Source organism: Bradyrhizobium sp. TM239, from assembly GCF_036247985.1.
GTDB classification, from domain to species: Bacteria; Pseudomonadota; Alphaproteobacteria; order Rhizobiales; family Xanthobacteraceae; genus Bradyrhizobium; species Bradyrhizobium ottawaense.
Genome location: NZ_BTIR01000014.1, coordinates 84,570 through 109,868, shown reverse-complemented (window position 1 = coordinate 109,868; position 25,299 = coordinate 84,570). Strand labels below are relative to the sequence as shown.

Here is a 25,299-nt window from a genome sequence, read left to right as displayed (position 1 = left end):
AGAGCGAAGGCGGAAGCGTGTCCACGATCTCTGTCCGCAACGCAAGGTCCGTGGGCACGGCGCTAATGCGCCTTTGCCCACCCCACGATTTTCGGATTCGTGGAGAGAGGCCCCCGCCCAAACGATGCTGTGTCTGCGCCTCGCTCGGTTATAGATCCCGCTCCCAGGTCTCGCCGACCAGATCGGCACCGAAGCTGTGGTGCTTCTCTTCCTTCACGAGCTTGAAGCCTGCGCTTTGATAGATGCCGCGTGCGGCAACCAGGATGCTTTGCGTCCACAGCGTCATCCTGCCGTAGCCCCGCTCGCGAGCGCCCTGGAGGCATTGCTCGACCAGCGCGCGGCCGACACCGAGCCCGCGCGCTTTCTTCTCCACCTGCAACAGGCGCAGCTTGGCGGTCTCGTTGGTGGCCTTCACCAGAAAGATCGAGCCAACCGGCTCGCCGCCCACTTCCGCGATCCAGCAGTGCTCGCGCGCGGCATCGTAGTTCTTGATGAACTGTGCGCAGATCTCGGCGACCAGCGCCTCGTAGCTGATGTCCCAGTTGTAGTCCGCGGCATAGGCGGCGGCCTGTCGGGAGATGACCCAGCCCATGTCGCCGACGCGATGGCTGCGCAGCATGAACGCCGCGGGCTGGGTTCGACGTTGCTCCAGCACGGCCTCGATGGTCGCCATGGCCTGCGTGAGCCGTGTTGCATCGCTGGCCGAAAGCTGAGCCAGCATTGCGGCGACCTCGTTTTGCGAGCTCAGGTTCAGCTTGGCGTAGGTCTGGCGGCCCTTGGCGGTGAGGCTGAGCTGGTATTGCCGGCGATCTGCGGGCAGGGGCCTGCGCGTGATCAGCCCCTTTTCGTCGAAGCTCTGCACGATGCGGCTGAGATAGCCGGGATCGAGGCCAAGCTCGATTCCGATCTCCTTTGCCGCCAGCTCGTCGCGATGCGCGAGTTCGTAGAGCACGCGGGCCTCGCTGAGCGAAAACGGGCTCTTTCCAAGATGCTGGTCGAGCACACCGAGCTTGCGGGTGTAGAAGCGGTTGAAGGCGCGGACCGCTGCGATGCGATCGTCAGTGACCTGTTCGATCGCGAGGGCTGATGAGGAAGGGCTTGATGGCATGACGGCACCTCGATATTTGCCATTGTCAACTAATTATTTGACTTTGGCAAGTATGAGGTGGCTTCAGCCGACCATGACGATCCGGCTGCGCAGCATGGTCCGGGACGAGCGGCCGAGCCGCCGGAGCAGCCGCGCCTCGGAATGGCGGGCCTGCGGCGGGTAGCCGCCGATCCGGTCGTAATGATCACGCGCGATCAAAAGGCCCTGATCGCCGAGCGGGCCGATCAGCCTGCGCATCACGGCCCGGAGGATGTCGCGCAATCCAGTATCGGCGTAAGGCGAGCGCGCATAGCGGAACACGGCAGCACGGTCCCGACCGCTGGTCGCGACAGCCTGGATGAACTGGGTGGTTTCCTCGATCCAGCCGGTTTCGAGCACGGCGCCTGCGGGCAGGAACATCAGCCACGGCGAGCGGGCCTGGAGCGCGCCGGCCGCGAGCGCGGCGCCTTGCGAAGAACCCTCGAAGCCGACGAAACGGCAGCCTGCGACGTCGGCAACCCGCTCGATGACGCCGTTGCGGGTGCCGTCGACCAGAAGCACCTCCCGGATGATTCCGGCGGCGGCCCCGGGGACCAGCGCGGCCAGAGTCGCCACCGCGGTCTGCTCGACGCCTTCAGTCGGAATGATGACGCTCAGCATGATTGAGGCTTCAATGTCTGCACTTCGGGAGAAGCGTAGCTTGTTATGATGTTGTCATAAACACGTGGCGTTGCCGAGTGCAACTTTCCGGCGGCGCTTCGGCGTGCGATGGTAAACTGCAGCCAGTGATCGCAGCCAAATGTGTCACGCGCGGGTTGGCAATGTTGCCAATTGTTTCGGTACAAGCTCGTCCCGAGGGTATTAACCCGGAGTTTCGCGGCAACATTGCGTGGCGCGCGGGTAGCTGGCTCCTGCAGGCAGGGGGCGCCCTGCAAGAAAGGTTCGAACGGCAAATGTGTGATTTTGGTGCCGGCGGAGGCTTCCTGTGAACGCCGATCAACTCGCTGTTGGCACGGCGTCGACGTCGCCGAAGCCGGAGGCTGCGCCGACCTTGCGGATCCGCGCGCTGATGCTGGGCGACCGCATCAACGCCTCCGGTCTCGAGATCGGCGCGCTGGTCTCGTCGATGCCCGCCGCCTTCCGGGTCCATGCCGGCCTTGCCGTGATCTTCCGCTACGGCGTCGTGGTGCTGATCGGGCTGCTTCCGTCGGAGGAGAAGGTCCTCATCGACAATCTCAAGTCACGCGTGATCGGCGAGCTCAGCCCGTATGAGGAAGAGATCGCGCAGGCGCAGCTCTGCAAGGATGAAAGCGCCGAGGCGATCCAGCCGGGCGGGCCGATCTGCCTCGCAAAGTTCTCCGACGACCGGCTGCTGCTGATTGCGGACGCGCTCGCCAAAAGCACGTCGCTGGCGCGCGACGAGCGCCGCGTCGCCGCGGTCTTCGATGTGATCGAGCCGTTTGCGCGGGAGCTCGCCGAGCACGGCCGCACGCCGCGCCGTCGCAAGGGCATCCTGCAACTGATCGGCAATGCACTGCTGGTGCAGCAGCGCGTCGCCGGCCGCGTCGCGATCGCCGAGAAGCCCGACGTGCTCTGGGAGAAGCCCGAGCTCGACCGGCTCTATTCCCGCCTCGAGGACGAGTACGAGCTGAAAGAACGTCTCGACACGCTCGAGCGCAAGCTCACCGCGGTGTCGGAGACCGCCAACGCGCTGGCCGACATCATCGACACCCAGCGCTCACTCCGCCTGGAGATCGCGGTCGTGGTGCTGATCGTGATCGAGGTCGCGATCGGGTGCTTTCAGAACCTGACCGGCACTCATTGAGGCGCGTCGGCGCGTCTGTCCTGTCGACCGGATTGCGCCTGCCACGCGGCGATCTCGGCAAGCTCGGCTTCGGGCCGTGTCCGGATCGTCTCGCAGCGTCCGAGATAGAGCTCTCCGGCATCGCCTTCGATCGTAATCCAATCGCCTTCGGCAAATGCGACGTCGCCGAGCTCGGCCCGTCCGGCGACAGGGTCGATCTTCAGCTCACGGCAGCCGACCACGCAGGGCTTGCCCATTTGTCGCGCCACCAGGGCCGCGTGCGAGGTGCGCGCACCGACCGAGGTGACGATGCCGGCGGCCAGGGCGAAGCCTGCGACGTCGGCGGTGCTGGTGTCGGGACGCAGCAGGATGGCCGGCTCGCCGGCGGCCGACAGGCGCTGAGCGCTTTCGGACGAGAACGCCGCCCGTCCGATACCGATACCGCCGGAGGCACCGATGCCGGTCGTTGCGGGCTTGCCGGCGGACACCAATCTGGTTTCGTTGAGCGAGGCGAGGTCGATCTCCGCGATGCGCCCCAATGCCTCGTCCTTCGAGATCAGGCATTCATGCACGAGGTCGATCGCGATCCTGGCGGCGGCCCGTGGCGTGCGCTTGGCCGCCCGGGTCTGGAGGATCCAGAGCTTGCCGTTCTCGACCGTGAACTCGACATCCTGCACATCCGCGAACGCGTGCTCGAGTCGCTTCAGCACATCGCCAAGCTCCGATTCGAGTTTCGGCAGCTCGCGGGCGATCGCCTCGGCCGTATCAGGTGCGCGTCTTCCGGAAACGACGTCTTCCCCCTGCGCATCGAGCACGAGGTCGATCATGGGGCGCCGCGCGCCCGTCGACGGATCGCGCGAGAATGCCACGCCCGCCCCGGAGGCGAGACCGCTGTTGCCGAAGACCATTGCCTGCACGGTCACGGCAGTGCCCTCGAGCGCTTCGAGGTGCTGGAGGCTTCGATAGGTCTGCGCACGCTCGCTCGTCCAGGAGCGATAGACCGCCTGGGCTGCCGCCTCCAGCTGCGCGAAGGCGTCCTCCAGCGAGCCGTCGGCGCGATCCTCGATCAGAGCCTGCTCGCGGCTGGCGAGCCGCTCCAGCGCTTCGCTGTCGAGCTCACGGTCGCTGCCGGCGTATTCGGCTGCGACCAGCTCCGAGATGCGCGCGGCAAAAGCGGCCTGGTCGAGCTCGAGCACGGTCTCGCCAAAGCTCTCCAGGAAACGGCGCCGGCAATCCCATCCGAGCCGGGGACGGCCGGTCGCGCGGATCAGGCCGTGCACGGCATCGGATGTGCAGCCGACATTGAGAACGGTGTCGAGCATGCCCGGCATCGATCGCGCCGCGCCCGAACGCACCGACACCAGCAGCGGTTGCCTGCGGTCGCCGAAGCGCTTTCCCGTGGCGCTCTCCAGGAACGAGATGCCCTCCTTCAAGCCGTCGCGCAGGTGTCGTGCGGCGTGCGCATGCCCTGCAATGATGTCGGCGCAGAGCTTGACCGGGAGCACGAAGGCGGGCGGCACCGGCAGGCCCAGCGCCGCCATGCGGGCGAGGTTGGCGGCCTTGGCGCCGATTTCTTCGGCGGGCGGCAATTCGGCGGCTTCAGCGCCGATACGCGCGATATGCATGGTGGCTTCCTCAAGCTGCGAGATCGATCATGATGTGACGGCGGAGCAGATGCCCGAACGAGGCGAAGCGGTCGGTGGCGCGCTCGACGGCGCGGGCGAGCTCGATCACGGACAGCGAGGTCGCGACGTCGAAGCCGCCGCCGAACACCAGTGCAGTCGTCGCCCGTTCGCGGCTGTCGGCAGCGTGTTCGGCATCGATCAGGCGGGTCACGGCGGAGAGCGCGTCCTCGGAATCGGCGCGCCGTCCCTCCGGCACGTCGATGGCTGCGGCGACGCCGCTCGCGGCCGCTTCGGTCGCGGTCTGTGCCACCGCGCAAAGCTCGGCCAGCGATGCCAGCAGGGATGGATCGGTCCTTTCCGGCATCAGCGAGGCGATGAATGCGGCCTGCTCAAGTTCGTCGACGGCTTCCTCAGCGCGATCGATCAGTTGCCCGATCAGCGGGCGCGCATTGAGGCGATCGACCTCGTTGCGGCTCTCGAGCGCGATCCTGTCGGCCTTCTGCTCGATCGCGCCGCAGCGCTGCGTCAGCAGTTTGCCGTCGGCAGGCTGACCGGTCCGCAACGCGGCGATATGGCGCGAGATCGCGGCGACGAGATCGTGGGCGAGGCCGATCTGACGCAGCACGGCTGCCAGCAGAGCCCCGTCGACGCGATCCAGGTGCCGCATCAGATCGGCCTCGATCTGGTCGCGCACCGTCCTGACCGATCGGCCCGCAAGCAGTGCCTCGGTGGAGGCGCGCAGCGACGCCTTGAGGAAATCGATTGCGGCGGTGCGGCCGAGCGCCTGGTCGAGCCGCTCGCCGAAGCCGATCCGCGCGGGGGCGGCGTTGCGGACCGCGGAGCTGAGCAGATCGTTACCACCGAGCTCGAGAAAGCCGCGATGGCCGATCCGTTGACCCGCAGCCCATTCCAGGATGCGTGCCGCGTCCTCCTTGGCGACCCAGGTCCTCAGCAGCTTGCGCGCCTTGTTCCAGTCGATCAGAAAGACCAGTGCGGCACCGACCGCCGCGAGGAATTCGTTGCGATCGGCGGCGTGTCCGGTCTCATACTGGCCGGTGACGAGATAGAACGAATTGTCCTCGCCGAGGCCTGCGGCGGTGTGACGATCGAGCCCGCTCCACGTCGCCTCGAAATCGTCGAACAGTGAAATGAAGAATTTCGCGCGGGCCAGATGCACGTCGGTGTAGGTGACGGTGACCGCGTTCTTCTTCACCGCGATCACCACGACGTGGGCGTCCGTGGTGCCGATGTCGTTCTGGATCAGCAGGCGGCCGGCGACGCGGGTGGCCATGGTGTCGAGGCCTGGATGATTGAACTTGAGACCGCGCGTCGCATTCAGCCCCTTCATGAAGGCGGCGACGGCCGTCCGGTCCTCGCTGTGCAGGCCAAAGACATGGGCGCCGTCGAGCGCTTCTTCCGAGCAGCTCGCCGCAAGCCTGTTGAGTTGCTTGTGCAGATCCATGACGAGGCGATGCAGGCTGTCGCCGCCGCTGTCGGCCACGCCGGTCAGACGCGCGACATGGGACATCTCGATCTCGCCGGCGGCCTCGAGCAGGCCTGCTGCGCGGATCGTGTCGAGCCGCGCCTGCGCCCTCTCGCCATCGCTCGCTGCGCCCGCGCCGACGGCGCGGATCATGGTCGCTGCGTCGTCCGCAATCTCCTGCATCAGCTTCGCAAGGTCGGGCGCCGCGAGCCGGCCTTGTCCGATCAGATGGGCGCCGCCGATCAGCGTCGCGATCCCGGCAGGGGCTATGCCTGCAGTCTGACTTTCGACGTCAAGGTCGCTCGCGGGCCGGCCCGGCTGCTGCGCATGCTGGGCCGCCGCCTGCAATGCGCTCATCCGCACCTTGATGCGGTCGTTGGCAGCGAGCCCTTCCGCCACCAGCGCGGGCAACAGGATGTCGCCTTGTCCGAGCTCTTCGATGATGTGGGTCTTCATGATCTGTCCGCCCGATGAGTGATGCGGTCTCCATGCCACGAGTCCTTGGCGGCATCGTTGCGGCAGATCATTCATAAAAACGTCACGTGACGTGGTGTTCGCGGATCAGAGCAGCGCAATGGCGCGCGATCGTCATCTCTTCATCGGTTGCAATGACGAAGATCTCGACGGCGCTGTCGCCGCTGTCGACGCGCTCGCGCGTCTCATCGTTCGCTACGGCATCGATGCGCACGCCCATCCATGCGAGACGTTCGCCGATCGCGCTGCGGATCTCCTTGGCGTGCTCGCCGATGCCGCCGGTGAAGACCAGACAGTCGAGGCCGCCAAGCGTGGTCGCCATCATCGCGACCTGCTGCGCTGTACGGAAGGTGAAGAGATCGATCGCCTCCCGTGCGGCAATCTCGCCGCTCGCAAGCAGCGTGCGCATGTCCGCGGAGATGCCGGAGACACCGATGAGGCCGGACTCGTGATAGAGCAGGTGCTGGACAGCCTCGATCGACATCTTCTTGTGCTGTTGCAGATAGAGCAGCACGCCGGGATCGATCGTGCCGCAGCGTGTGCCCATCACGAGACCGTCGAGCGGCGTCAGTCCCATGGTGGTGTCCACGCTGCGGCCGTTGCGCAACGCGCACAGGCTGGCGCCGTTGCCGAGATGCGCGATGACGACGCGCTTGGCGACGAGCTCCGGCGCAATCTCGGCAAGGCGTCCCGCGACATATTCGAAGGAGAGGCCGTGAAATCCGTAGCGTCGGACGCCATGTTCCTCGTAGCGCCTCGGAATCGCGAAGCGGCTCGCGGGGGGCGTCAGGCCGTGGTGGAACGCCGTATCGAAGCAGGCGATCTGCGTCAGCGCTGGCCGGATCGCCGCGAGCGCACGAATTGGCGCGAGGCACCGCGGCTGGTGCAGCGGCGCCAGCGGCGTCAATGCCTCCAGCTTCGCGGTGACGTCGTCGGTCAGCGCGATCGGCCCTGAATAGTCCGGCCCGCCATGAACGATGCGATGTCCGACGGCACGCAGATGGTGTTCGCCGAAACGGTCCTCGATGAAGGCGAGCACATCGGCGAACAGATGGCCGCCATCGGCGTCCGGCGTCTCATTCCGTGTCTCGAACAGATCTTCGCCCGCGGGGCTCTTCACCACGAGCCGGGGTTTTGCCTCGTGCTCGTCGAGCAGCCCCTTGCAGAGCAGGCTGGGTTCAACAGCCGAGATCTCGAACAGGCCGAATTTGATGCTCGACGATCCCGAGTTGAGGACGAGGACCGTGTCCGACATGGCTAGTCGCCGGCTTCGGCCGGGGTATTGCCGCCGGAACTGTTGGGCCAGACCCAGCCCTGGACCTCAGGCATGTCCTCGCCGTATTCGCGCACGTAGCGCGAATGCTCGATCAGCTTGTCGCGGAATTGCTGCTTCGCCTGCGCGGCCTTGGCGGCGAGCCCGGGCACGCGTTCGATCGCCTCGATCGCGAGGTGGTAGCGGTCGAGCTCGTTGAGCACGACCATGTCGAACGGAGTCGTCGTGGTGCCTTCCTCGGCAAAGCCGCGCACATGCATTCCGGCGTGGTTGGTCCGGTTATAGGTCAGGCGGTGGATCAGATAGGGATAGCCGTGATAGGCGAAGATGACGGGCTTGTCCGTGGTGAACAGGCTGTCGAAATCGCGGTCGGACAGGCCATGCGGATGCTGGTCCTTCGGTTGCAGCGTCATGAGATCCACGACGTTGACGACGCGGATCTTCAAGTCGGGCAGCGCCTTGCGCAACAGGTCGACGGCGGCGAGCGTCTCCAGCGTCGGGACGTCGCCGGCGCAGGCCATCACCACGTCGGGCTCGCCGCTTGCGTCCTCGTTGCCGGCCCAGGTCCAGATGCCGATGCCGGCATCGCAATGCGTCGCAGCGTCCTGCATTGACAGCCATTGCGGCGCCGGCTGCTTGCCGGCGACGATGACGTTGATGCGGTTGTAGGTGCGCAGGCAGTGGTCGGCGATCCACAAGAGCGTGTTGGCATCGGGCGGGAAGTAGATCCGGACGATGTCGGCCTTCTTGTTGGCGACGAGATCGACGAAGCCGGGATCCTGATGGCTGAAGCCATTATGGTCCTGACGCCAGACATGCGAGGTCAGGAGATAGTTGAGCGAGGCGATCGGGCGCCGCCATGGCAGGTGCCGCGTCACCTTCAGCCATTTGGCGTGCTGGTTGAACATGGAATCCACGATGTGGATGAAGGCCTCGTAGCAGGAGAAGAAGCCGTGGCGCCCGGTGAGCAGATAGCCCTCGAGCCAGCCCTGGCAGAGATGCTCACTCAGCACCTCCATGACGCGGCCGTCCTGCGCCAGATGCACGTCGTAAGGCTCGATCGGCTCCATCCAGACCCGTTCGGTCTCCTCGAACACCGCATCCAGCCGGTTTGATGCAGTTTCGTCCGGACCCATGATGCGGAAATTGCGTTCCTGCGCGTTGAGGCGGATGACATCGCGCAGGAATTTGCCGAGCTCGCGCGTCGCTTCGGCTATGACGCCGCCGGGTCGCGGCACCTCGATGGCGAAGCTGCGGAAGTCCGGCAGCTTCAGCTCCTTCTTCAGCAGGCCGCCATTGGCATGCGGATTGGCGCCCATGCGGCGAATGCCTTCGGGCGCGAGCGCCTGAAGCTCCGGAATGAGCGCGCCGCTCGCGTCGAACAGCTTTTCGGGCTCGTAGCTGCGCATCCAGTCTTCGAGCACTTTGAGGTGCGCCGGGTTCTCGCGACAGCCCGCCACCGGGACCTGATGCGCGCGCCAAAAACCCTCGACCTTCTTGCCATCGACCTCCTTCGGGCCGGTCCAGCCCTTCGGGCTGCGCAGCACGATCATCGGCCAACGCGGCCGCTCGACTGCCTTGCGTCCGTCGCGGGCGTGCTGCTGGATCGAGCGGATGCTGGCGAGCGCGACGTCGAGCGCATCCGCCATGGCCTGGTGCATCAATTTGGGATCGTCGCCCTCGACGAACAGCGGCTCGTGGCCGAACCCGCGGAAGAGATCGCGGATCTCGCTGTCGGGCATCCGCCCGAGCACGGTCGGGTTGGCGATCTTGTAGCCATTCAGATGCAGGATCGGCAGCACCGCGCCGTCATGGGTGGGGTTCACGAACTTGTTGGAGTGCCAGGACGCAGCTAACGGGCCGGTCTCGGCCTCGCCGTCGCCGACGACGCAGGCGACGATCAGATCGGGGTTGTCCAGCGCCGCGCCATAGGCGTGCACCAGCGCGTAGCCGAGTTCGCCGCCCTCGTGGATCGAGCCCGGCGTTTCCGGCGCCGCGTGGCTCGGAATGCCGCCGGGAAACGAGAACTGCCTGAACAGCTTGCGCATGCCGTCCGCATCGCGCGCGATGTCGGGATAGATCTCGCTGTAGCTGCCTTCCAGATAGGTATTGGCGACCATGCCCGGCCCGCCATGGCCGGGGCCGCAGACATAGAGCACGCTGATATCGAGCGCGCGGATGACGCGGTTGAGATGGGCGTAGATGAAGTTCAGGCCCGGCGTCGTGCCCCAATGGCCGAGCAAACGCGGCTTGATGTGCTCGGCCCGCAAGGGCTCGCGCAGCAGCGGATTGTCGAGCAGGTAGATTTGCCCGACGGAGAGGTAGTTCGCGGCGCGCCAGTAGCGGTCGAGGAGGTCGAGGTTGCTGCTTGCCGCGGCCGATTGTTGTTGATTTGTCATGTTCCTGCTGACCTTCACCCGGCGATCGTCACCAACATTGTTCCGCGACGATCGATCCCTGGCCGGCATCAAACGAAATCATTGCGACGGGCATGTTGCGTGAGGTCAAAAGACCGCGCCCGAAATTTGGGCGGCTACTTTGCATGGGGTTGTTTTCCCATTTTTTGTTTACGTTCTTGATTTGTTCCTTTTGCGTGCTATCTTGGCTTCATGAGTCCAGCAGCATCCTCTCATGCTCTCAAACACCCGCCGGTCAAGGCGCCCTCCGAGCCGGCGGGTGTGGACTCTGACTTTCCCGAGCTGGGCGTCGCCATCGACCGCGCGCGCAGGCGAGGGCGGGGCGCACAGTCGAATGCCAGCGGCCGCTATGAGGCCGAGGCGCGCGTCGCCTTCGACGACGGCTGGCAGAGCCTGGAAGAGCTGCCGCCGTTCACGACCAGTGTCGGGGTCGACACCTCACGCAAGGTGATCACCCGCAACGATTCCCCCGATATCGGCTTCGACCGCTCGATCAATCCCTATCGCGGCTGCGAGCATGGCTGCGTCTACTGCTTCGCACGGCCGACCCATGCCTATCTCGGCCTGTCGCCGGGGCTCGACTTCGAGGCAAAACTGTTCGTGAAGCCCGAGGCGCCGGCGCTGCTGGAGAAAGAGCTCGCCGCGACCGGCTATGAGCCGCGGATGATCGCGATCGGCACCAACACCGACCCCTATCAGCCGATCGAGCGCGAGCGCAAAATCATGCGCGGCATCCTCGAGGTTCTCGAGCGTGCCGGCCATCCCGTCGGCATCGTCACCAAATCGGCGCTGGTGGTGCGCGACATCGACATTCTCGCGCGGATGGCCAAGCGCAACCTCGCCAAGGTCGCGATCTCGGTCACCTCGCTCGATCCGAAGCTGGCGCGCAGCATGGAGCCGCGCGCCTCGACGCCGCCGAAGCGGCTGGAGGCGCTGAAGCAGCTCTCGGACGCCGGCATTCCCACCACCGTGATGGTCGCGCCCGTAATCCCCGCGCTGAACGATTCCGAGATCGAGCGCATCCTCGATGCCGCCGCCCATGCCGGCGTCAAGGAAGCCTCCTACGTGCTGCTGCGGCTGCCGCTGGAGGTGCGGGATCTCTTCCGCGAATGGCTGATGGCGAATTATCCGGACCGCTATCGCCACGTCTTCACGCTGATCCGCGACATGCGCGGCGGCCGCGACTACGACGCGAAATGGGGCGAGCGGATGAAGGGCACTGGACCGATGGCCTGGACCATCGGCCGCCGCTTCGAGATCGCCTGCGACAGGCTCGGGCTGAACAAGCGGCGCTCCAAGCTGACGACGGATCACTTTTCCCGGCCGAAGCGGAACGGCGATCAGCTCAGCCTGTTCTGATCGGGAAGTGGAAGAGGCGTCGCATGAGTAAGCAAGTTTCGGCTCCGGTGCCGCGGCTCACCGTCATCACGCTCGGTGTCAGCGATATCCGCGCCAGCATCGCCTTTTACGACGCGCTCGGGTTCTCGCGCCGGCTGCAGGCGACCGGCGAGGCGGTGGCGTTCTACGATACCGGCGGTCCGGTGCTCGCGCTGTATCCTTGGGATCAGCTTGCGGCCGACGCGGCGTTGCCGGACCAGCCGAGGCCGTCGACCTTCCGCGGCATCACGCTCGCCTGGAACTGCCGGACACGCGAGGAGGTCGATACGGTGATGGCCTTCGCCCTCGGCAAAGGGGCAAAGCTGCTGAAGGCCGCGCACGAGACCGATTACGGCGGTTATTCCGGTTATTTCGCCGATCCCGACGGCCATCCCTGGGAGGTCGTGGTCGCACCCGGCATCGCGGTCGGCGAGGACCGGCGCGTGCATCTGGCGGAGTAGGCCGGCCTGAATAGCGGGAATTGCGAGGGGTTCCCGGTTGCGCCGGCCGGGCCGCTTGCGCACGATCCCGGCCATGATTCGGGACAAGTCCGCCAAGACACCGGCCAAAGACGCGCCAAAGAAGGACGCTGCGAAGAAGGCTGCGCCCGCCAAGGCCAGCAAGGCGCCTGCGACCAAGGCTTCGCCGGGCAAGGGCGCTGCCAGGAAAGGCATCATCGCGGTCGCACCGCCGAGCTTCCGGCGCGAGCGCGCGCTGATCAAGCGTGGCGTCTGGCCCGTCGCCGGCTGCGACGAGGCCGGCCGCGGGCCGCTGGCAGGTCCTGTGGTGGCGGCCGCGGTGATTCTCGACCCCGACCGGATTCCGCGCGGCATCGACGATTCCAAGCGTCTGACGGCGGAGGAGCGCGAAAGACTGTTCGACAAGATCTGCGCCACCGCCCAGGTCTCCGTCGCCGTGGCTTCGCCGTCGCGAATCGATCGCGACAACATATTGCGCGCCTCGCTGTGGGCGCTGAAGCGCGCCGTGGTGGCGCTGCCGGAGGCGCCCAGGCATGTCTTCGTCGACGGTCGCGACCGGCTCGACACGGAATGCGACTGTGAGGCGGTGATCGGCGGCGACGGCATTGTGTTGTCGATCGCCGCGGCCTCCATCATCGCCAAGGTGACGCGCGACCGCCTGATGTGCGCGCTGGCGCAGGACTGCCCCGGTTACGGCTTTGAGCAGCACAAGGGCTACGCTGTCCCCGAGCACCTCGACGCACTCGACCGCCTCGGTCCCACCGTCCACCACCGCAGCTTCTTCGCCCCGGTCGCGGCGGCGCGTGCCAAGCACATGCCGTGGACCGTCGAGCCGGTGCAGGATCTGTTTACGGTCACCGAGGTCGAGGTGCCGGTGGAAGCCAGCGTCGAGATCGACGCGTCGGCGAATCTCTAGAGTTAGCCAGGCGGGACAAGCCGGGCATGACGAGGAAACCGTCGTTGCCACAACGCGCAGCGCCCCCTATCAAAGTGTTTGTAAGCGAATAGGGCCGGCTGGACGGGTTGGCTGCATCTTTCGGACGTTGCATGCGGTTTACCTCCCTGGTCATCGAGCTCATTCGCGCCCGGCCGCGGCTGATCGTGTGGATCGCCGTGCTGCTGCAGGCGGCGATGTGGCTGTTCGTGGCGCTGGTGTTCTACCGCAGCCCGCCCGGCAGCCTCGCGACCCTCCTGGCCTTCGGACGCGAATACCAGGTCGGCACCGATCTCGGTCCGCCCTTGCCGGTCTGGCTCGCCGACATCGCCTATCGCGCCGCCGGCGGCCACATGTTCGGCGTCTATGTGCTGGCCGAGCTCTGCGAGATCGCGACTTTCATTGCGCTCTATCATCTCTCCCGCGCCGTGGTCGGCTCGCAGCAGGCGGTGCTCGCGGTGCTCTTGACCATGACGGTGCTCGCCTTCTCCTCGTCGGCGCTCGATTTCGGCCCGCTCGTGCTGGCCCGGCCGCTCTGGGCGCTGCTGCTGCTGCACTCCTGGCAGATCATCGGCCAGCGCCGCGGCAATGCCTGGTTCGCCTGGTCGATCGAGGCCGGCCTCTTGCTGCTGACGACGCCCGCGGCGATCTTCCTCCTGCTGCTGCTCGTCGTCTTCGCGGTCGCGACCGCCGGCGGCCGCCGCACGCTGCACGCGCTCGATCCGTTGTTCGCGCTGATCGTCGTCGCGGTGCTGGCGCTGCCCTATGCGGTCTGGCTGATGCGCGCCGAGACGCTCGTGATGCCGGCCTTGCCGCAAGTTGCGGAGCTGAATGCCCGCGCCCTGCATGCGGCCTGGCTGCTCGGCGGCCTCGTGCTTGGGGCGGCCGCGATCCCGGCGCTGACCTTCCTCAACACCGGCCTGTTCGCCGGCAAGAGCGAGGAGCCGCCGATCATCTATCGACCGCCGGTCGAGCCGCTCGCGCGCAACTTCGTCTATTTCTTCGCGCTGGCGCCCGCGTTGGGCGCGGTGCTGATCTCCGGCCTGCTCGGGCTCGAATCCGTCGTCGGCGGCGCCGGCGTCGTGCTGGTCATGTCCGGGCTTGCCGTGGTGGTCGCGGCCGGAGATCTCATTGCGATGCGCCGCGCGCGGATGCTGCGCATGGTGTGGGCCGCGGCCGTCGTGGCGCCGGCCGTCGGCGTCGTGCTCGCCGTCCTGCTGCTGCCCTGGACCGGCGCCAATGAGATCGCGACCTCGATGCCGGCGCGTGCGATCTCGGACTTCTTCGACGAGAGCTTTGCCCGCCGCACCAACCATCGCCTGCGCGCGGTGGCCGGCGAGACGCAGCTTGCGAGCCTGATCGCGCTGCATTCCGGCCGGCCGCATCTCTTCATCGACGCCGACCCTGCGCGCACGCCGTGGATCAATCAGGCCAAGTTCAGCGAGACCGGCGGCGTCGTGGTCTGGCGCGCCTCCGATACCGCCGGCACGCCGCCGCCGGACATCCTCAAACGCTTTCCGGGCATCGTGCCGGAGGTGCCGCGCGCCTTCGAATGGCTGGTGACCGGTCGCCAGCAGCTCCTGCGCATCGGCTGGGCCATCGTGCGGCCGAAGGGGACGTGAGGACGTAGGTCTCGTGCCCCGGACGCTGCGCAGCGCTCTTCGGCGGTGCGCTGCAGAGCCGGGGCCCATCTCGCCGCATCGTACTGTGTTGCTTTCTGGGTCCCGGCTCTGCGGAGCGTCACTGCGTGCCGCACCGCGTCCGGGACACGAGAGCTCGCTACCTCGCCAGCACCTTGGCGATCGCCCGCAGATCCTGCCAGGCCAGCCGCTTGTAGGACGGCGAGCGCAACAGATAGGCCGGATGGAACGTCGGCAGCGCGCGGATGGTGCGCGCCCCCGTCTCGTAGTCGAACCAGCGCCCGCGGGTGCGCATGATGCCCTCGCGCGTTCCCAGCAGCGTCTGCGTCGAAGGATTGCCGAGCGTCACCAGCACGTCGGGATTCACCAGCTCGATCTGGCGCTGGATGAAGGGCAGGCAGATTTGCGTTTCCTGCGGCGTCGGCGTGCGATTGCCGGGCGGCCGCCACGGAATCACGTTGGCGATGTAGGCCGTGCTGCGGTTGAGGCCGATGGCTCCTATCATCAGGTCGAGCAGCTTGCCGCTGCGCCCGACGAAGGGCAGGCCCTCGATGTCCTCGTCGCGGCCCGGCGCCTCACCGACGAACATGATGCGCGCCTGCGGATTGCCGTCGGCAAATACCAATCGTGTCGCGGTGTGCTTCAGCGCGCAACCTTCGAAGCTTTGCATCAGCTCGCGCAGCGCTTCGAGCGTCGGCGCCGTGCGTGCAGCCTCGCGCGCCGAGGCGATCGCGATGTCGGGCGCGGGTGCGGCCTCGCCGCGCATCACCGCCGGCGCGGCGACCGGCCGCGGTGCCTCGACCGAAAGTGCCGCGCGCGGGGCCGGCGGCGGAGCATCCAATTCCGCCAGGCGGTCGATCGGTTCCTCCGCGAGCGCGCAGTCGACCCCGGCCTCCAGATAGAAGGCGAGAAGCTCGCGGACGGTGGGTGCGGGTTCGGGTATCATCGGAAAGTCTGACTATTAGTTCAGTTTAGGGCGCCTTGCACCCCCTTGCACCCCGGCGAAACGCATTTCCGAGGTTGTCCTACCCGGAAAAATCGGAAACAAGAGGGCGCAAATGACCAAGGACCGTCTCAAGGGCTGAGATCAGATGAGCACCGAAGAACTTCCCCCGCGCGAATCCATGGAATTCGACGTCGTCATCGTCGGCGCCGGCCCCTCGGGCCTGTCGGCTGCGATCCGGCTGAAGCAGCTCAACGCCGATCTCAACGTCGTCGTGGTCGAGAAGGGCTCGGAGGTCGGTGCGCACATTCTTTCCGGCGCCGTGATCGACCCGGCCGGGCTCGACAAGCTCGTTCCGGACTGGCGCGAGGATTCCGACTGCCCGCTCAAGACGCAGGTGAAGGACGACCGCTTCTACTGGATGACGGGCGGCGGCGCTATCAAGCTGCCGAACTTCTTGATGCCGCCGCTGATGGACAATCATCACTGCTACATCGGCTCGCTCGGCAATGTCTGCCGCTGGCTGGCGCGCAAGGCCGAAGCACTCGGCGTCGAGATCTATCCGGGCTTTGCTGCGGCCGAGGTGCTCTATGACGACGCTGGCAACGTCAAGGGCATTGCCACCGGCGACATGGGCATCGGCCGGGACGGCAAGCCAAAGGACTCCTTCACCCGTGGCATGGAGTTGCTCGGCAAGTACACGCTGTTCGCCGAAGGCGCCCGCGGCAGCCTGACCAAGCAGCTCATCGCCAAGTTCGCGCTCGACTCCAAGAGCGAGCCGACGAAGTTCGGCATCGGCCTCAAGGAAGTCTGGCAGATCGATCCCGCCAAGCACCAGAAGGGCATGATCCAGCATTCCTTCGGCTGGCCGCTCGATCTGAAGACCGGAGGCGGTTCGTTCCTTTATCACTATGACGACAATCTCGTTGCCGTCGGCTTCGTCGTGCATCTGAACTACGACGATCCGTATCTGTCGCCGTTCGACGAATTCCAGCGCTTCAAGACCCATCCTTCGATCCGCGGCACCTTTGAAGGCGCCAAGCGTCTCGCCTATGGCGCGCGCGCCATTACCGAGGGCGGCTACCAGTCGGTGCCGAGGCTGAGCTTCCCCGGCGGCGCGCTGATCGGCTGCGCGGCCGGCTTCGTCAACGTGCCGCGCATCAAGGGCGTGCACAATGCAATGGGCACCGGCATGCTCGCGGCTGAACATGCCGCGGCGGCGCTGGCTGCCGATCGCGCCAACGACGAACTCGTCGAATACGAAAATGCGTGGCGTTCGTCGTCGGTCGGCAAGGATCTGTTCCTGGTCCGCAACGTCAAGCCGCTGTGGTCGAAGTTCGGCACCGTGCTGGGCGTCGCGCTCGGCGGCATCGACATGTGGTGCAACACGCTGTTCGGCGCTTCGCTGTTCGGCACCCAGGCGCACGCCAAGCCCGATCGCGCCACGCTCGATCCGGCCAAGCAGCACACGCCGAAGAACTACCCGAAGCCGGACGGCAAGATCTCGTTCGACAAGCTGTCCTCGGTGTTCCTGTCGAACACAAACCACGAGGAGGACCAGCCGGTCCATCTCAAGGTCACCGACATGAACCTGCAAAAGACCTCCGAGCATGACGTGTTCGCGGGACCCTCGAATCGCTATTGCCCGGCCGGCGTCTATGAATGGGTCGAGGAGGGCACGAGCCCACGCTTCCAGATCAACGCCCAGAACTGCGTCCACTGCAAAACCTGCGACGTGAAGGATCCTAACGGTAACATCACCTGGGTTCCTCCCGAGGGCGGCGGCGGTCCGAACTATGAGGCGATGTAAGAGCCGGCCGAGCAAGAGGACCTGATCACGAGGGTGATCCGGTGCACGTTCGCGTGAGGACACGGCTGCGGCCACCGGTCGCGGCCACGATAAGGCCATACTGGCAGCGTCTTGGGACCGCTCTTGGCCGGTCACTTGGCCGATTTAAGGCGTGCGGAGGGGATCGCCCGGCCCGAATCCTTGCGGCGAAGCGCCAAAAGCGGCATTGTCGGCCCGACGGTTCCGGGTCCCGATGCCACCGGCCGCGTTCGCATGCGATACGGCCCTCTGCTGCAGACCCAGGCACTACCAACTCAAGGCGAGCCCTGATGTTTTCAAATCGTTTCAACCGCTGGACTGTTGCCGCCATCGCCCTCATGGGCTCAGCGATCGCGACGGTCCCCGGCAGGGTCCTGGCGCAGACGCCGGATCATCCGTCCGATACGGCGGCGCAGTTTCCGACCCGAAACGATCTGAAGTCGCTCACCACCGCCGGCAGCTACCTCGCCGCCCGCCACGCCAGCGTCGAGCGCGACGCGGCCTCCGCCGCCGCCTTCTACCGCTCGGCACTGCGCACCGATCCCAAGAACAACGAGCTGCTCGACCGCGCCTTCATCTCGTCGGTCGCCGACGGCGACATCGACGAAGCCGTCAAGCTCGCCGAGCGCATCCTCATCATCGACAAGACCAACCGCGTCGCGCGTCTCGTCGTCGGCGTGCATGATCTCAAGGTGAAGAAGTACGCGGCCGCGCAGACCAACATCAACCAGTCGATCCGCGGCCCGATCACCGATCTCGTCGCCACGCTGCTGTCGGGTTGGGCCGCCTACGGTGCCGGGGACGCCAAGGGCGGTGTCGCCACCATCGACAAGCTGGCAGGTCCCGAATGGTACCCGCTGTTTAAGGACCTTCACGCCGGCATGATCCTCGAGCTCTCCGGCAAGGAGAAGGACGCCGGCACCCGCTTCGAGCGCGCCTACAAGCTCGACGATTCCATGCTGCGCGTGACCGAGGCCTATGCGCGTTGGCTGTCGCGCAACAAGGATTCCGCCGCCGCGACCACCGTCTATCAGGCCTTCGACAAGAAACTCGCGCGCCATCCGCTGATCCAGGAAGGCCTGCGCGACACCAAGGCCGGCAAGAAGATGCCGCCGCTGGTCGATTCCGCCCAGGCTGGCGCCGCCGAGGCGCTCTACGGCATCGGTGCCACGCTGACCCGCCGCGGCGGCGAGGATCTAGCGCTGGTCTACCTCCAGCTCTCGCTCTACCTCCAGCCGACCCATCCGCTGGCGCTACTCTCGCTCGCCGATCTCTACGAGTCCGTGAAGCGGCCGCAGATGGCGATCAAGGTCTATGAGCGCGTGCCGTCGACCTCGCCGCTCAAGCGTAACGCGCAGATCCAGCTTGCCATCGATCTGGATTCCGCCGACCGCACCGACGAGGCGATCAAGATCCTCAAGGGCGTTACATCGGAGGATGCCAAGGACCTCGAAGCGATCATGGCGCTCGGCAACATCGAGCGCGGCCGCAAGAGGTTCGGCGACTGCGGCGCGACCTATTCGCAAGGCGTCGACGTGCTGCCGCCCGGCAACGACAAGGCCAACAGCGTCTGGTATTATTATCGTGGTATCTGCGAGGAGCGCTCCAAGCAGTGGGCCAAGGCCGAGGCCGACATGAAGAAGGCGCTCGAGCTCCAGCCCGACCAGCCGCACGTCCTCAACTATCTCGGCTATTCCTGGATCGACCAGGGCGTGAACCTCGACGAAGGCATGAAGATGATCAAGCGCGCCGTCGAGCAGCGTCCCGACGACGGCTACATCGTCGACTCCCTGGGCTGGGCCTATTACCGGATCGGCAACTACGAAGAAGCGGTGAAGAATCTCGAGCGCGCGATCGACCTCAAGCCCGAGGATCCCACCATCAACGATCACCTTGGCGATGCCTATTGGCGGGTCGGCCGCACGCTGGAAGCTAAGTTCCAGTGGGCGCATGCGCGTGACCTCAAGCCCGAGCCGGAAGAGCTTCCGAAGATCGAGGCCAAGATCGCTAACGGCATGACCGAGGACAATTCGAACTCTTCAGCCGCGCAGGCGGAAAAGAAGAAGGACGACGGCAAGGGCGGTTGAGTTTTTCGTTGGGGGCTGATCGCCAATGTCGGCGTTGATTGAAGAAGGGCGCGCGAAGGTCAATTTGAGCCTTCGCGTCGTCGGCCGTCGCGCCGACGGTTATCACGATCTCGAAAGCGTGGTCGCGTTTGCCGACTGCGCCGATCGGCTCACATTGGAGCCGGGCGGCGAGCTGAAGCTCGCAACCACCGGACCGCTGGCCGCGGCCTGCGGCGATACCGCGGACAATCTCGTCTTCAAGGCGGCCAAGCTTCTGGCCGAGGCCGTGCCGAACCTGAAGCTCGGCGCCTTCGCGCTCGACAAGGTGCTGCCGGTTGCCGCCGGCATCGGTGGAGGCTCGGCCGATGCGGCAGCGGCGCTGCGGCTCCTGGCGCGTCTCAACAATCTGTCGCTCGACGATCCGCGCCTGCAGAAGGTCGCGCTCGCGACCGGCGCGGACGTGCCGGTGTGCCTGTTCTCGCGCGCCTGCGACATGACCGGCGTCGGCGAGCAGCTGCTGCCGCTCGCACTGCCGAGCATGCCTTGCGTGATGGTCAATCCGCGCGTGCCTGTGGCCACCAAGGATGTTTTCCAGGAGCTGGGCCTGCGCAACGGCGAGCTCCTGGTCGGCGCCACCTCGGTCTTCCGAGCTCCGGCCTGGCCGGAGGAGGGCGGGTCGATCGCCGATTGGGTCGACGTTCTCGAAAGCGTTCCCAACGATCTCGAAGCGCCTGCGCTGCGTATCGAACCCGTGATCGGCGAGGTGCTCGAAGCGCTGCGCGACTCCGCCGGCGTCAAGCTGGCCCGCATGTCCGGCTCGGGCGCAACGTGCTTTGCGATCTATGGCTCGCCCGCAGATGCGCATGCTGGCGCTGAAAAGATCCGGCGCGACCACCCCGGCTGGTGGGTGCATGCGGGGACGTTGAGTTAGCTGCTTCTCCAAAGACGCTGCCGTAGGGTGGCAAAGCGACTTGTCCGCCGTAGCTCGAAGAGCGAAGGCGCAAGCGTGCCCACCACTTCCAAGACGTGGGCGCGGCGCTGAAGCGCCTTTGCCCACCTGCGGAAGTTGAGCTAGCCTTCGTCCTCGGCCAATCCCAGGAACCGCCTGATCTCGCCCAGCACCTCTCGCGGCTTGTCGTGCTGCAACCAGTGTCCAGCCCCGGCGATGGTCTCTATGCGCGCGTTCTGGAAATACCGCTCCAGGCCCGCCGCCCGGGCGCCGGTCAAAAAACTCTCGCCGGCATTGAGCAGCAAGGTCGGGCAGGTGATGCGGGCCCACAGCGCGATGTGATCGTCCGGCCAGAGGCGGTGCGGCGCGGAGGCGCGCTGATAGGGATCGAACTTCCAGCTATAGGTGCCGTCCTCGTTCTGCCGTGCGCCGTGCGTGGCGAGATGCAGCGCGAGATCACGGGACAGGCGCTTGTTGTGAAGCATCATCTGCGCCGCTGCGTCCGCCAGGGTCGCATAGCGGCGCGGCGTGCGGTCGTGCAGCCTGTCGAGCTGGCCGACCCATTTGCCGATGCGCTCATGTGCCGGCGGCTTCGGCGTGTCCGGCAACATGGTCACGCCGTCGAGCACGACCAGCTTTGTGACCTGCTCGGGAAATGACCCTGAGAAGATCAGGCTCACCATGCCGCCCATCGAATGGCCGATCAGGGTCACCTGAGGCGCTGCGATGGTGCGGACGAGCTGGGCGAGATCGTAGACATATTCAGTCAGGGCGTAGCTGCCGCCGCGGGTCCAGTCGGAATCGCCGTGGCCTCGCAAGTCGGGTGCGACCACATGAAAATGCGGCTGCAGCGACCGGGCGATGACGTCCCAGCTCCGGCAGTGGTCGCGGCCGCCATGGACCAGGATGAGAGGCGGCGCGCTCTCATGTCCCCAATCGGCGTAATGCAGCCGCAGACCGTGAGATTCGTAGAAGCGGCTTTGCGGGACGAGCATCGGGGCGCTATCCATTCGCCGGCCGCCGCACCAGTGCTAGCGACAGGCCGAGGCCTGCAATGAAGACGCCGGAGCCCTGGGTGAGACGCCGCATCAGGTGCGGCCGTCCGATCAGCTGCGTGCGTGTTGCGGAGGCCATCAGCACCACGACGACGTCGGCAAGCGTGTTCAAAGCCACCGAGATCGCGCCGAGCGTGATGAATTGGAGCGTGGGGCTCGATCCCGCGGGATCGAGGAATTGCGGAATGAAGGCGAGGAAGAACGCCGCGGTCTTCGGGTTCAGCGCCTCGACCAGCACGCCGTCGCGGAACGCGCGCTTGTCACCGGCCGGATCGCTCTCGAGCGACAGGGCGCGGCCGGCGCTCCGAAAAGTCTTGATGCCGAGCCAGACCAGATAGAGCGCGCCGACGAGTTTGACCGCGGCGAACAATTCGGCGCTGGCGAGGATGATGGCGGAGATGCCGAGGCTGCCCGCGACGACATGAACCAGTCCGCCCAGCGCCGTGCCTGCGGTCGATGCGAAGCCGCTGGCGCGTCCCTCCGACAGGGTCCGTGCCGCGACGTAGAAGATGCCGGGGCCGGGAACGGCGGCAATGAGACAGGCTGCGGCCAGGAACAGCCAGAAATTCGTTTCGATCATCCTGTTTTGGTAACGGAGCGGGCCGCGATTGCAAGGCTCTCGTTTAGCCCGCGCGGCGGAAGATCACGCTGGCATTGACCCCGCCGAAGCCAAAGCCGTTGGAGATTGCGTGTTGCATCGGCATCGGCCGCGCGCTGCCTGAGACGATGTCGATGCCTTCAGCGCCCGCATCGGGGTTTTCGAGATTGAGCGTCGGCGGCGCGATCTGGTCGCGCAAAGCGAGCACGGTGAAGATCGCCTCGAGGCCGCCGGCGGCGCCGAGCAGATGGCCGGTGGCCGATTTGGTCGCGCTGACGGCGATGCCGCGGTTACGGCCGAACAGCGCGGCGATGGCGCCAAGCTCGCTCTCGTCGCCGGCTGGCGTCGAGGTCGCATGAGCGTTCAGGTGCTGCAGATCTGCCGGTGCAAGGCTCGCCTGCCGAAGCGCGATCTCCATGGCGCGGCGGGCGCCGTCGCCGTCGGGCGGACCGGACGTCATGTGATAGGCGTCCGCCGTCGTGCCGTATCCGATCACTTCTGCGATCGGCGTGGCGCCGCGCGCGAGCGCATGTTCGAGCTCCTCGATGACAAGAATGCCGGCGCCTTCGCCCATGACAAAGCCGTCGCGGTCGCGATCGAACGGGCGCGAGGCCCGCGTGGGCTCCGCGTTGAAGGAGCTCGACAGCGCACGGGCCGCGGCAAAGCCGCCGAGGCTAACGATGTCGATGCAGGCCTCCGCGCCGCCGCAGATCGCGATGTCGGCTTCGCCCGCACGGATCATGCGCGCGGCATCGCCGATCGCCTGCACGCCGGCGGCGCACGCAGTGACGGGTGTGCCCAGCGCGCCCTTGTAGCCGTATTTGATCGAGACGTGGCCGGCGGCGAGGTTGGCCAGAAACGAAGGGATCGTGAACGGCGACAGCCGGCGCACGCCGCGCTGCGCGGTGATACGCACCGCCTCCGCCATGGCCGGGAAACCGCCGACGCCGGAGGCGATGATCGTCGCGGTGCGTTCCAGCGCGGCTGCATCCTGCGGCGTCCATTTCGCCTGCGCCACCGCTTCCGCGGTGGCGAGCAGCGCGAACAGGATGAAGCGGTCCATCTTGCGCTGGTCTTTTGGCGCGGCGGCCTGCGCGGGATCGAAGCCGCCATCGGCATCGTCGGCCTTGTCGGGCACGAGTCCGGCAATGCGCGCCGGCAGTGCCTGCGCCCATTCGGGCAGAGGGCGCAGTCCGCTGTGGCCGGCGAGCAGCCGGCGCCAGGAGGTTTCGACACCGCAGCCGAGCGGCGACACCGCGCCCATTCCCGTCACGACGATACGACGCATATTACTCTCCAGCCGGCGCGACGGCCGGGTTCATGGCCTTGAGTGAAGCGAGCCGCTTGCGCATGCCGCGGCTGGCGCGGGGACCGGCGACGACGACAGTATTGGCGAGCGTGATCGGCTGCATGTCGACGGCATCGACCACGACCGGGTCGAACGGCCGCGCATCGCTCCGGTTCGCCAGCAGAATGGATTCGCCCTTGGGCGCGAGATGCTTGTTGCCGAAGGCGAGCAGCGTAGCGATCACCGGGAAGAAATCCCGCGCCTTGTCGGTCAGAACGTATTCGTAACGCGGCGGCCGCTCATGATAACGGCGCCGCACGAACATGCCGCTCTCGGTGAGATGAGCGAGGCGCCGCGACAGGATGTTCGGCGCGATCCCGAGGCTTTGCGAAAATTCGTCAAATCTCGTCGCCCCCTGAAACGCATCCCGCAGGATCAGGATGCTCCACCATTCGCCGACCGTCTCCACGGCGCGACCGACCGGGCATTCCAGGATCGAGGGGGATTTGGGTTGCATGGCGGGAAGGTAGGTGAGTGACTTTCAAAATGCAAGTAACTGGTTGGTCGGGTGTCGGTGAGGGAATGGTGCGATCGCGGAGTCTAGCTGTGTTCCGAAAAGCGAGTTGGCGAACGGTGGTCCTACGTCACACTCCGTCGTTGCGAGCGCAGTCAAGCAATCCAGACTGTCTCCACGGCGCGACTCCGGATTGCTCCGCCTTCGCCAAGGCTTCGGCGGACAAGTCGCTGCGCTCGCAATGACGATGTGGAGATAGTCCGGACCTATCTCACCGGTGTCGTCCCGGCGAACGCCGGGACCCATAACCACAGGGAGTGGTTTGGCGAAGATCGGATGTTATCGGTACTTGCACCATAGCTGTATCGATAGATCACGCGGTATGGGTCCCGGCGTTCGCCGGGACGACACCGAGTGTTTCGCTGGCGGTGCGCCGAAACGCAAAAGCCTAATGCGACCTTGCCAGACAGAACGCCACCACCTGCTCCAGCGCGCTCTTCATCGGCGAGGAGGGGAACAGCGCCAGTGCGTCCACCGCCATGGCGCCGTAGTGCTGGGCGCGGCTGAGCGTGTCCTCGAGCGCGCGGTGCTTGTTCATGAGCCCGATGGCGTGATCGAGGTCGCTATCGCCGATCTCGCCGCGCTCCAGCGCCCGGATCCAGAACGCGCGCTCGGTGTCGTTGCCGCGGCGGAAGGCGAGCACGACGGGCAGAGTGATCTTGCCTTCGCGGAAATCGTCGCCGGTGTTCTTGCCGAGCTTTGCGCTCTTGCCGCCATAGTCGAGCACGTCGTCGACGAGCTGGAAGGCGATGCCGAGGTTCATGCCAACCGAGCGGCAGGCGGTCTGCTCCGCCTTGGGGCGGTTGGCGATGACGGGGCCGACCTCGCAGGCGGCGGCGAACAGTTCGGCGGTCTTGCCGCGGATCACAGCGAGATATTCGTCCTCGGTGGTCGCGGTGTTCTTGGCCGCGGCCAGCTGCATCACCTCGCCCTCGGCGATGGTCGCGGCGGCGGCAGAGAGGATGTCGAGCGCGCGGAGCGAGCCGACCTCGACCATCATGCGGAAGGCCTGGCCGAGCAGGAAGTCGCCGACCAGCACGCTCGCCTCGTTGCCCCAGAGCATGCGCGCCGACAGCTTGCCGCGGCGCATCTCGCTCTCGTCGACGACGTCGTCGTGCAGGAGCGTGGCGGTATGCATGAACTCGACGGAGGCGGCGAGCTTGATATGGCCGTCGCCGGTGTAGCCGGCGAGGTTGGCCATGGCGAGCGTCAGCATCGGCCGCAGCCGCTTGCCGCCGGAGGAGATCAGATGGTTGGCGACCTCCGGGATCATGGTCACGTCCGAACCGGTCCGCGACAGGATCGTGGCGTTGACGCGCTCCATATCAGGGGCGACAAGGGCAACCAGCTCTTCGATCGACGCGCCGGGAGTTTCGAAAGGTACGATGACGGCCACGCCGGTCTC

General features: G+C 66.2%; 20 protein-coding genes. 8 read left to right on the top strand and 12 right to left on the bottom strand.

All coding sequences use genetic code 11. From position 1 onward, the window contains the following. Positions 1-148 precede the first annotated feature (148 nt). Positions 149-1,108 (bottom strand): bifunctional helix-turn-helix transcriptional regulator/GNAT family N-acetyltransferase, encoded by a 960-nt coding sequence (locus AABA84_RS24530; protein WP_338308525.1) that lies wholly within the window; start codon positions 1,106-1,108, stop codon positions 149-151. Positions 1,109-1,171: 63 nt separating this feature from the next. After that, on the bottom strand, positions 1,172-1,747 hold the full coding sequence (locus tag AABA84_RS24525) for a glycosyl transferase (protein ID WP_338308524.1): 576 nt from the start codon (positions 1,745-1,747) through the stop codon (positions 1,172-1,174). 325 nt (positions 1,748-2,072) lie between these two features. Between AABA84_RS24525 and AABA84_RS24520 the strand changes: the two genes are divergently transcribed. Continuing rightward, on the top strand, positions 2,073-2,912 hold the full coding sequence (locus tag AABA84_RS24520) for an RMD1 family protein (RefSeq protein ID WP_338313490.1): 840 nt from the start codon (positions 2,073-2,075) through the stop codon (positions 2,910-2,912). Here the strand turns inward: AABA84_RS24520 and AABA84_RS24515 are convergent. The 4 genes from AABA84_RS24515 to AABA84_RS24500 all read right to left on the bottom strand — a co-directional run bounded on the left by AABA84_RS24515 (position 2,906) and on the right by AABA84_RS24500 (position 10,145). After that, positions 2,906-4,516 carry a PEP/pyruvate-binding domain-containing protein gene (locus AABA84_RS24515; protein ID WP_338313489.1) on the bottom strand — a complete coding sequence of 537 codons (1,611 nt, stop codon included), beginning with the start codon at positions 4,514-4,516 and terminating at the stop codon, positions 2,906-2,908. The genes AABA84_RS24520 and AABA84_RS24515 overlap by 7 nt on opposite strands. Positions 4,517-4,526: 10 nt before the next feature. Beyond that, the gene (locus AABA84_RS24510) at positions 4,527-6,455 is read right to left on the bottom strand and encodes a hypothetical protein (RefSeq protein ID WP_212249312.1); all 1,929 of its coding nucleotides are present in this window, start codon (positions 6,453-6,455) and stop codon (positions 4,527-4,529) included. An 82-nt stretch (positions 6,456-6,537) separates the two neighbouring features. After that, the gene (locus AABA84_RS24505; protein ID WP_212249313.1) at positions 6,538-7,728 is read right to left on the bottom strand and encodes an acetate/propionate family kinase; all 1,191 of its coding nucleotides are present in this window, start codon (positions 7,726-7,728) and stop codon (positions 6,538-6,540) included. A 2-nt stretch (positions 7,729-7,730) separates the two neighbouring features. Next, a complete protein-coding gene (locus AABA84_RS24500; RefSeq protein WP_212249314.1) occupies positions 7,731-10,145 on the bottom strand; it encodes a phosphoketolase family protein in 2,415 nt (804 codons plus the stop codon). A gap of 210 nt (positions 10,146-10,355) precedes the next feature. On the opposite strand from AABA84_RS24500, the gene AABA84_RS24495 reads away from it, so the two are divergent. The 4 genes from AABA84_RS24495 (at position 10,356) to AABA84_RS24480 (ending at position 14,575) form a co-directional block, all read left to right on the top strand. Continuing rightward, on the top strand, positions 10,356-11,522 hold the full coding sequence (locus tag AABA84_RS24495; RefSeq protein ID WP_338313488.1) for a PA0069 family radical SAM protein: 1,167 nt from the start codon (positions 10,356-10,358) through the stop codon (positions 11,520-11,522). 23 nt (positions 11,523-11,545) lie between these two features. Further along, positions 11,546-12,001, top strand: a complete 456-nt coding sequence (locus AABA84_RS24490) for a VOC family protein (RefSeq protein WP_338313487.1) — start codon at positions 11,546-11,548, stop codon at positions 11,999-12,001. A gap of 73 nt (positions 12,002-12,074) precedes the next feature. Continuing rightward, the gene (locus tag AABA84_RS24485) at positions 12,075-12,935 is read left to right on the top strand and encodes a ribonuclease HII (RefSeq protein ID WP_338313486.1); all 861 of its coding nucleotides are present in this window, start codon (positions 12,075-12,077) and stop codon (positions 12,933-12,935) included. Positions 12,936-13,066: 131 nt separating this feature from the next. Continuing rightward, positions 13,067-14,575, top strand: a complete 1,509-nt coding sequence (locus tag AABA84_RS24480) for a glycosyltransferase family 39 protein (RefSeq protein ID WP_338313485.1) — start codon at positions 13,067-13,069, stop codon at positions 14,573-14,575. Positions 14,576-14,732: 157 nt separating this feature from the next. Here AABA84_RS24480 and AABA84_RS24475 read toward each other — a convergent pair whose 3' ends face one another. Beyond that, positions 14,733-15,539, bottom strand: coding sequence for a uracil-DNA glycosylase (locus AABA84_RS24475; protein ID WP_338313484.1), 807 nt, complete (start codon positions 15,537-15,539; stop codon positions 14,733-14,735). 145 nt (positions 15,540-15,684) lie between these two features. Here AABA84_RS24475 and AABA84_RS24470 point away from each other — a divergent pair, with 145 nt between their 5' ends. The 3 genes from AABA84_RS24470 (at position 15,685) to AABA84_RS24460 (ending at position 20,361) form a co-directional block, all read left to right on the top strand. Then, entirely contained in the window at positions 15,685-17,346 is a 1,662-nt protein-coding gene (locus AABA84_RS24470) for an electron transfer flavoprotein-ubiquinone oxidoreductase (protein ID WP_212249320.1), read from the top strand. 308 nt (positions 17,347-17,654) lie between these two features. Further along, positions 17,655-19,451, top strand: coding sequence for a tetratricopeptide repeat protein (locus AABA84_RS24465; protein WP_212249321.1), 1,797 nt, complete (start codon positions 17,655-17,657; stop codon positions 19,449-19,451). A gap of 25 nt (positions 19,452-19,476) precedes the next feature. Next, complete coding sequence (locus AABA84_RS24460) at positions 19,477-20,361, top strand: 4-(cytidine 5'-diphospho)-2-C-methyl-D-erythritol kinase (RefSeq protein ID WP_338313483.1); 885 nt, start codon at positions 19,477-19,479, stop codon at positions 20,359-20,361. Between the two features lie 140 nt (positions 20,362-20,501). On the opposite strand, the gene AABA84_RS24455 is transcribed toward AABA84_RS24460, so the two are convergent. The 5 genes from AABA84_RS24455 to AABA84_RS24435 form a co-directional block, all read right to left on the bottom strand. Next, the gene (locus AABA84_RS24455) at positions 20,502-21,374 is read right to left on the bottom strand and encodes an alpha/beta fold hydrolase (protein WP_338313482.1); all 873 of its coding nucleotides are present in this window, start codon (positions 21,372-21,374) and stop codon (positions 20,502-20,504) included. Positions 21,375-21,381: 7 nt separating this feature from the next. After that, the gene (locus AABA84_RS24450) at positions 21,382-22,014 is read right to left on the bottom strand and encodes a LysE family translocator (RefSeq protein ID WP_338313481.1); all 633 of its coding nucleotides are present in this window, start codon (positions 22,012-22,014) and stop codon (positions 21,382-21,384) included. Positions 22,015-22,057: 43 nt separating this feature from the next. Further along, complete coding sequence (gene fabF / locus AABA84_RS24445; protein WP_338313480.1) at positions 22,058-23,320, bottom strand: beta-ketoacyl-ACP synthase II; 1,263 nt, start codon at positions 23,318-23,320, stop codon at positions 22,058-22,060. A 1-nt stretch (position 23,321) separates the two neighbouring features. Beyond that, the gene (locus tag AABA84_RS24440; protein WP_338313479.1) at positions 23,322-23,837 is read right to left on the bottom strand and encodes a winged helix-turn-helix transcriptional regulator; all 516 of its coding nucleotides are present in this window, start codon (positions 23,835-23,837) and stop codon (positions 23,322-23,324) included. A 445-nt stretch (positions 23,838-24,282) separates the two neighbouring features. Continuing rightward, complete coding sequence (locus AABA84_RS24435; RefSeq protein ID WP_026202916.1) at positions 24,283-25,290, bottom strand: polyprenyl synthetase family protein; 1,008 nt, start codon at positions 25,288-25,290, stop codon at positions 24,283-24,285. Between the last annotated feature and the right edge of the window lie 9 nt (positions 25,291-25,299).

Bases quoted from the DNA above. Each gene is read 5' to 3' on its own strand.
- AABA84_RS24465 (WP_212249321.1), top strand. From the start codon at position 17,655: ATGTTTTCAAATCGTTTCAACCGCTGGACTGTTGCCGCCATCGCCCTC.
- AABA84_RS24525 (WP_338308524.1), bottom strand. From the start codon at position 1,747: ATGCTGAGCGTCATCATTCCGACTGAAGGCGTCGAGCAGACCGCGGTG.
- AABA84_RS24495 (WP_338313488.1), top strand. From the start codon at position 10,356: ATGAGTCCAGCAGCATCCTCTCATGCTCTCAAACACCCGCCGGTCAAG.
- AABA84_RS24485 (WP_338313486.1), top strand. From the start codon at position 12,075: ATGATTCGGGACAAGTCCGCCAAGACACCGGCCAAAGACGCGCCAAAG.
- AABA84_RS24450 (WP_338313481.1), bottom strand. From the start codon at position 22,014: ATGATCGAAACGAATTTCTGGCTGTTCCTGGCCGCAGCCTGTCTCATT.
- AABA84_RS24460 (WP_338313483.1), top strand. From the start codon at position 19,477: ATGTCGGCGTTGATTGAAGAAGGGCGCGCGAAGGTCAATTTGAGCCTT.
- AABA84_RS24490 (WP_338313487.1), top strand. From the start codon at position 11,546: ATGAGTAAGCAAGTTTCGGCTCCGGTGCCGCGGCTCACCGTCATCACG.
- AABA84_RS24510 (WP_212249312.1), bottom strand. From the start codon at position 6,455: ATGAAGACCCACATCATCGAAGAGCTCGGACAAGGCGACATCCTGTTG.
- AABA84_RS24440 (WP_338313479.1), bottom strand. From the start codon at position 23,837: ATGCAACCCAAATCCCCCTCGATCCTGGAATGCCCGGTCGGTCGCGCC.
- AABA84_RS24515 (WP_338313489.1), bottom strand. From the start codon at position 4,516: ATGCATATCGCGCGTATCGGCGCTGAAGCCGCCGAATTGCCGCCCGCC.
- AABA84_RS24475 (WP_338313484.1), bottom strand. From the start codon at position 15,539: ATGATACCCGAACCCGCACCCACCGTCCGCGAGCTTCTCGCCTTCTAT.
- AABA84_RS24455 (WP_338313482.1), bottom strand. From the start codon at position 21,374: ATGCTCGTCCCGCAAAGCCGCTTCTACGAATCTCACGGTCTGCGGCTG.
- fabF (WP_338313480.1), bottom strand. From the start codon at position 23,320: ATGCGTCGTATCGTCGTGACGGGAATGGGCGCGGTGTCGCCGCTCGGC.
- AABA84_RS24530 (WP_338308525.1), bottom strand. From the start codon at position 1,108: ATGCCATCAAGCCCTTCCTCATCAGCCCTCGCGATCGAACAGGTCACT.
- AABA84_RS24480 (WP_338313485.1), top strand. From the start codon at position 13,067: ATGCGGTTTACCTCCCTGGTCATCGAGCTCATTCGCGCCCGGCCGCGG.
- AABA84_RS24470 (WP_212249320.1), top strand. From the start codon at position 15,685: ATGAGCACCGAAGAACTTCCCCCGCGCGAATCCATGGAATTCGACGTC.
- AABA84_RS24505 (WP_212249313.1), bottom strand. From the start codon at position 7,728: ATGTCGGACACGGTCCTCGTCCTCAACTCGGGATCGTCGAGCATCAAA.
- AABA84_RS24500 (WP_212249314.1), bottom strand. From the start codon at position 10,145: ATGACAAATCAACAACAATCGGCCGCGGCAAGCAGCAACCTCGACCTC.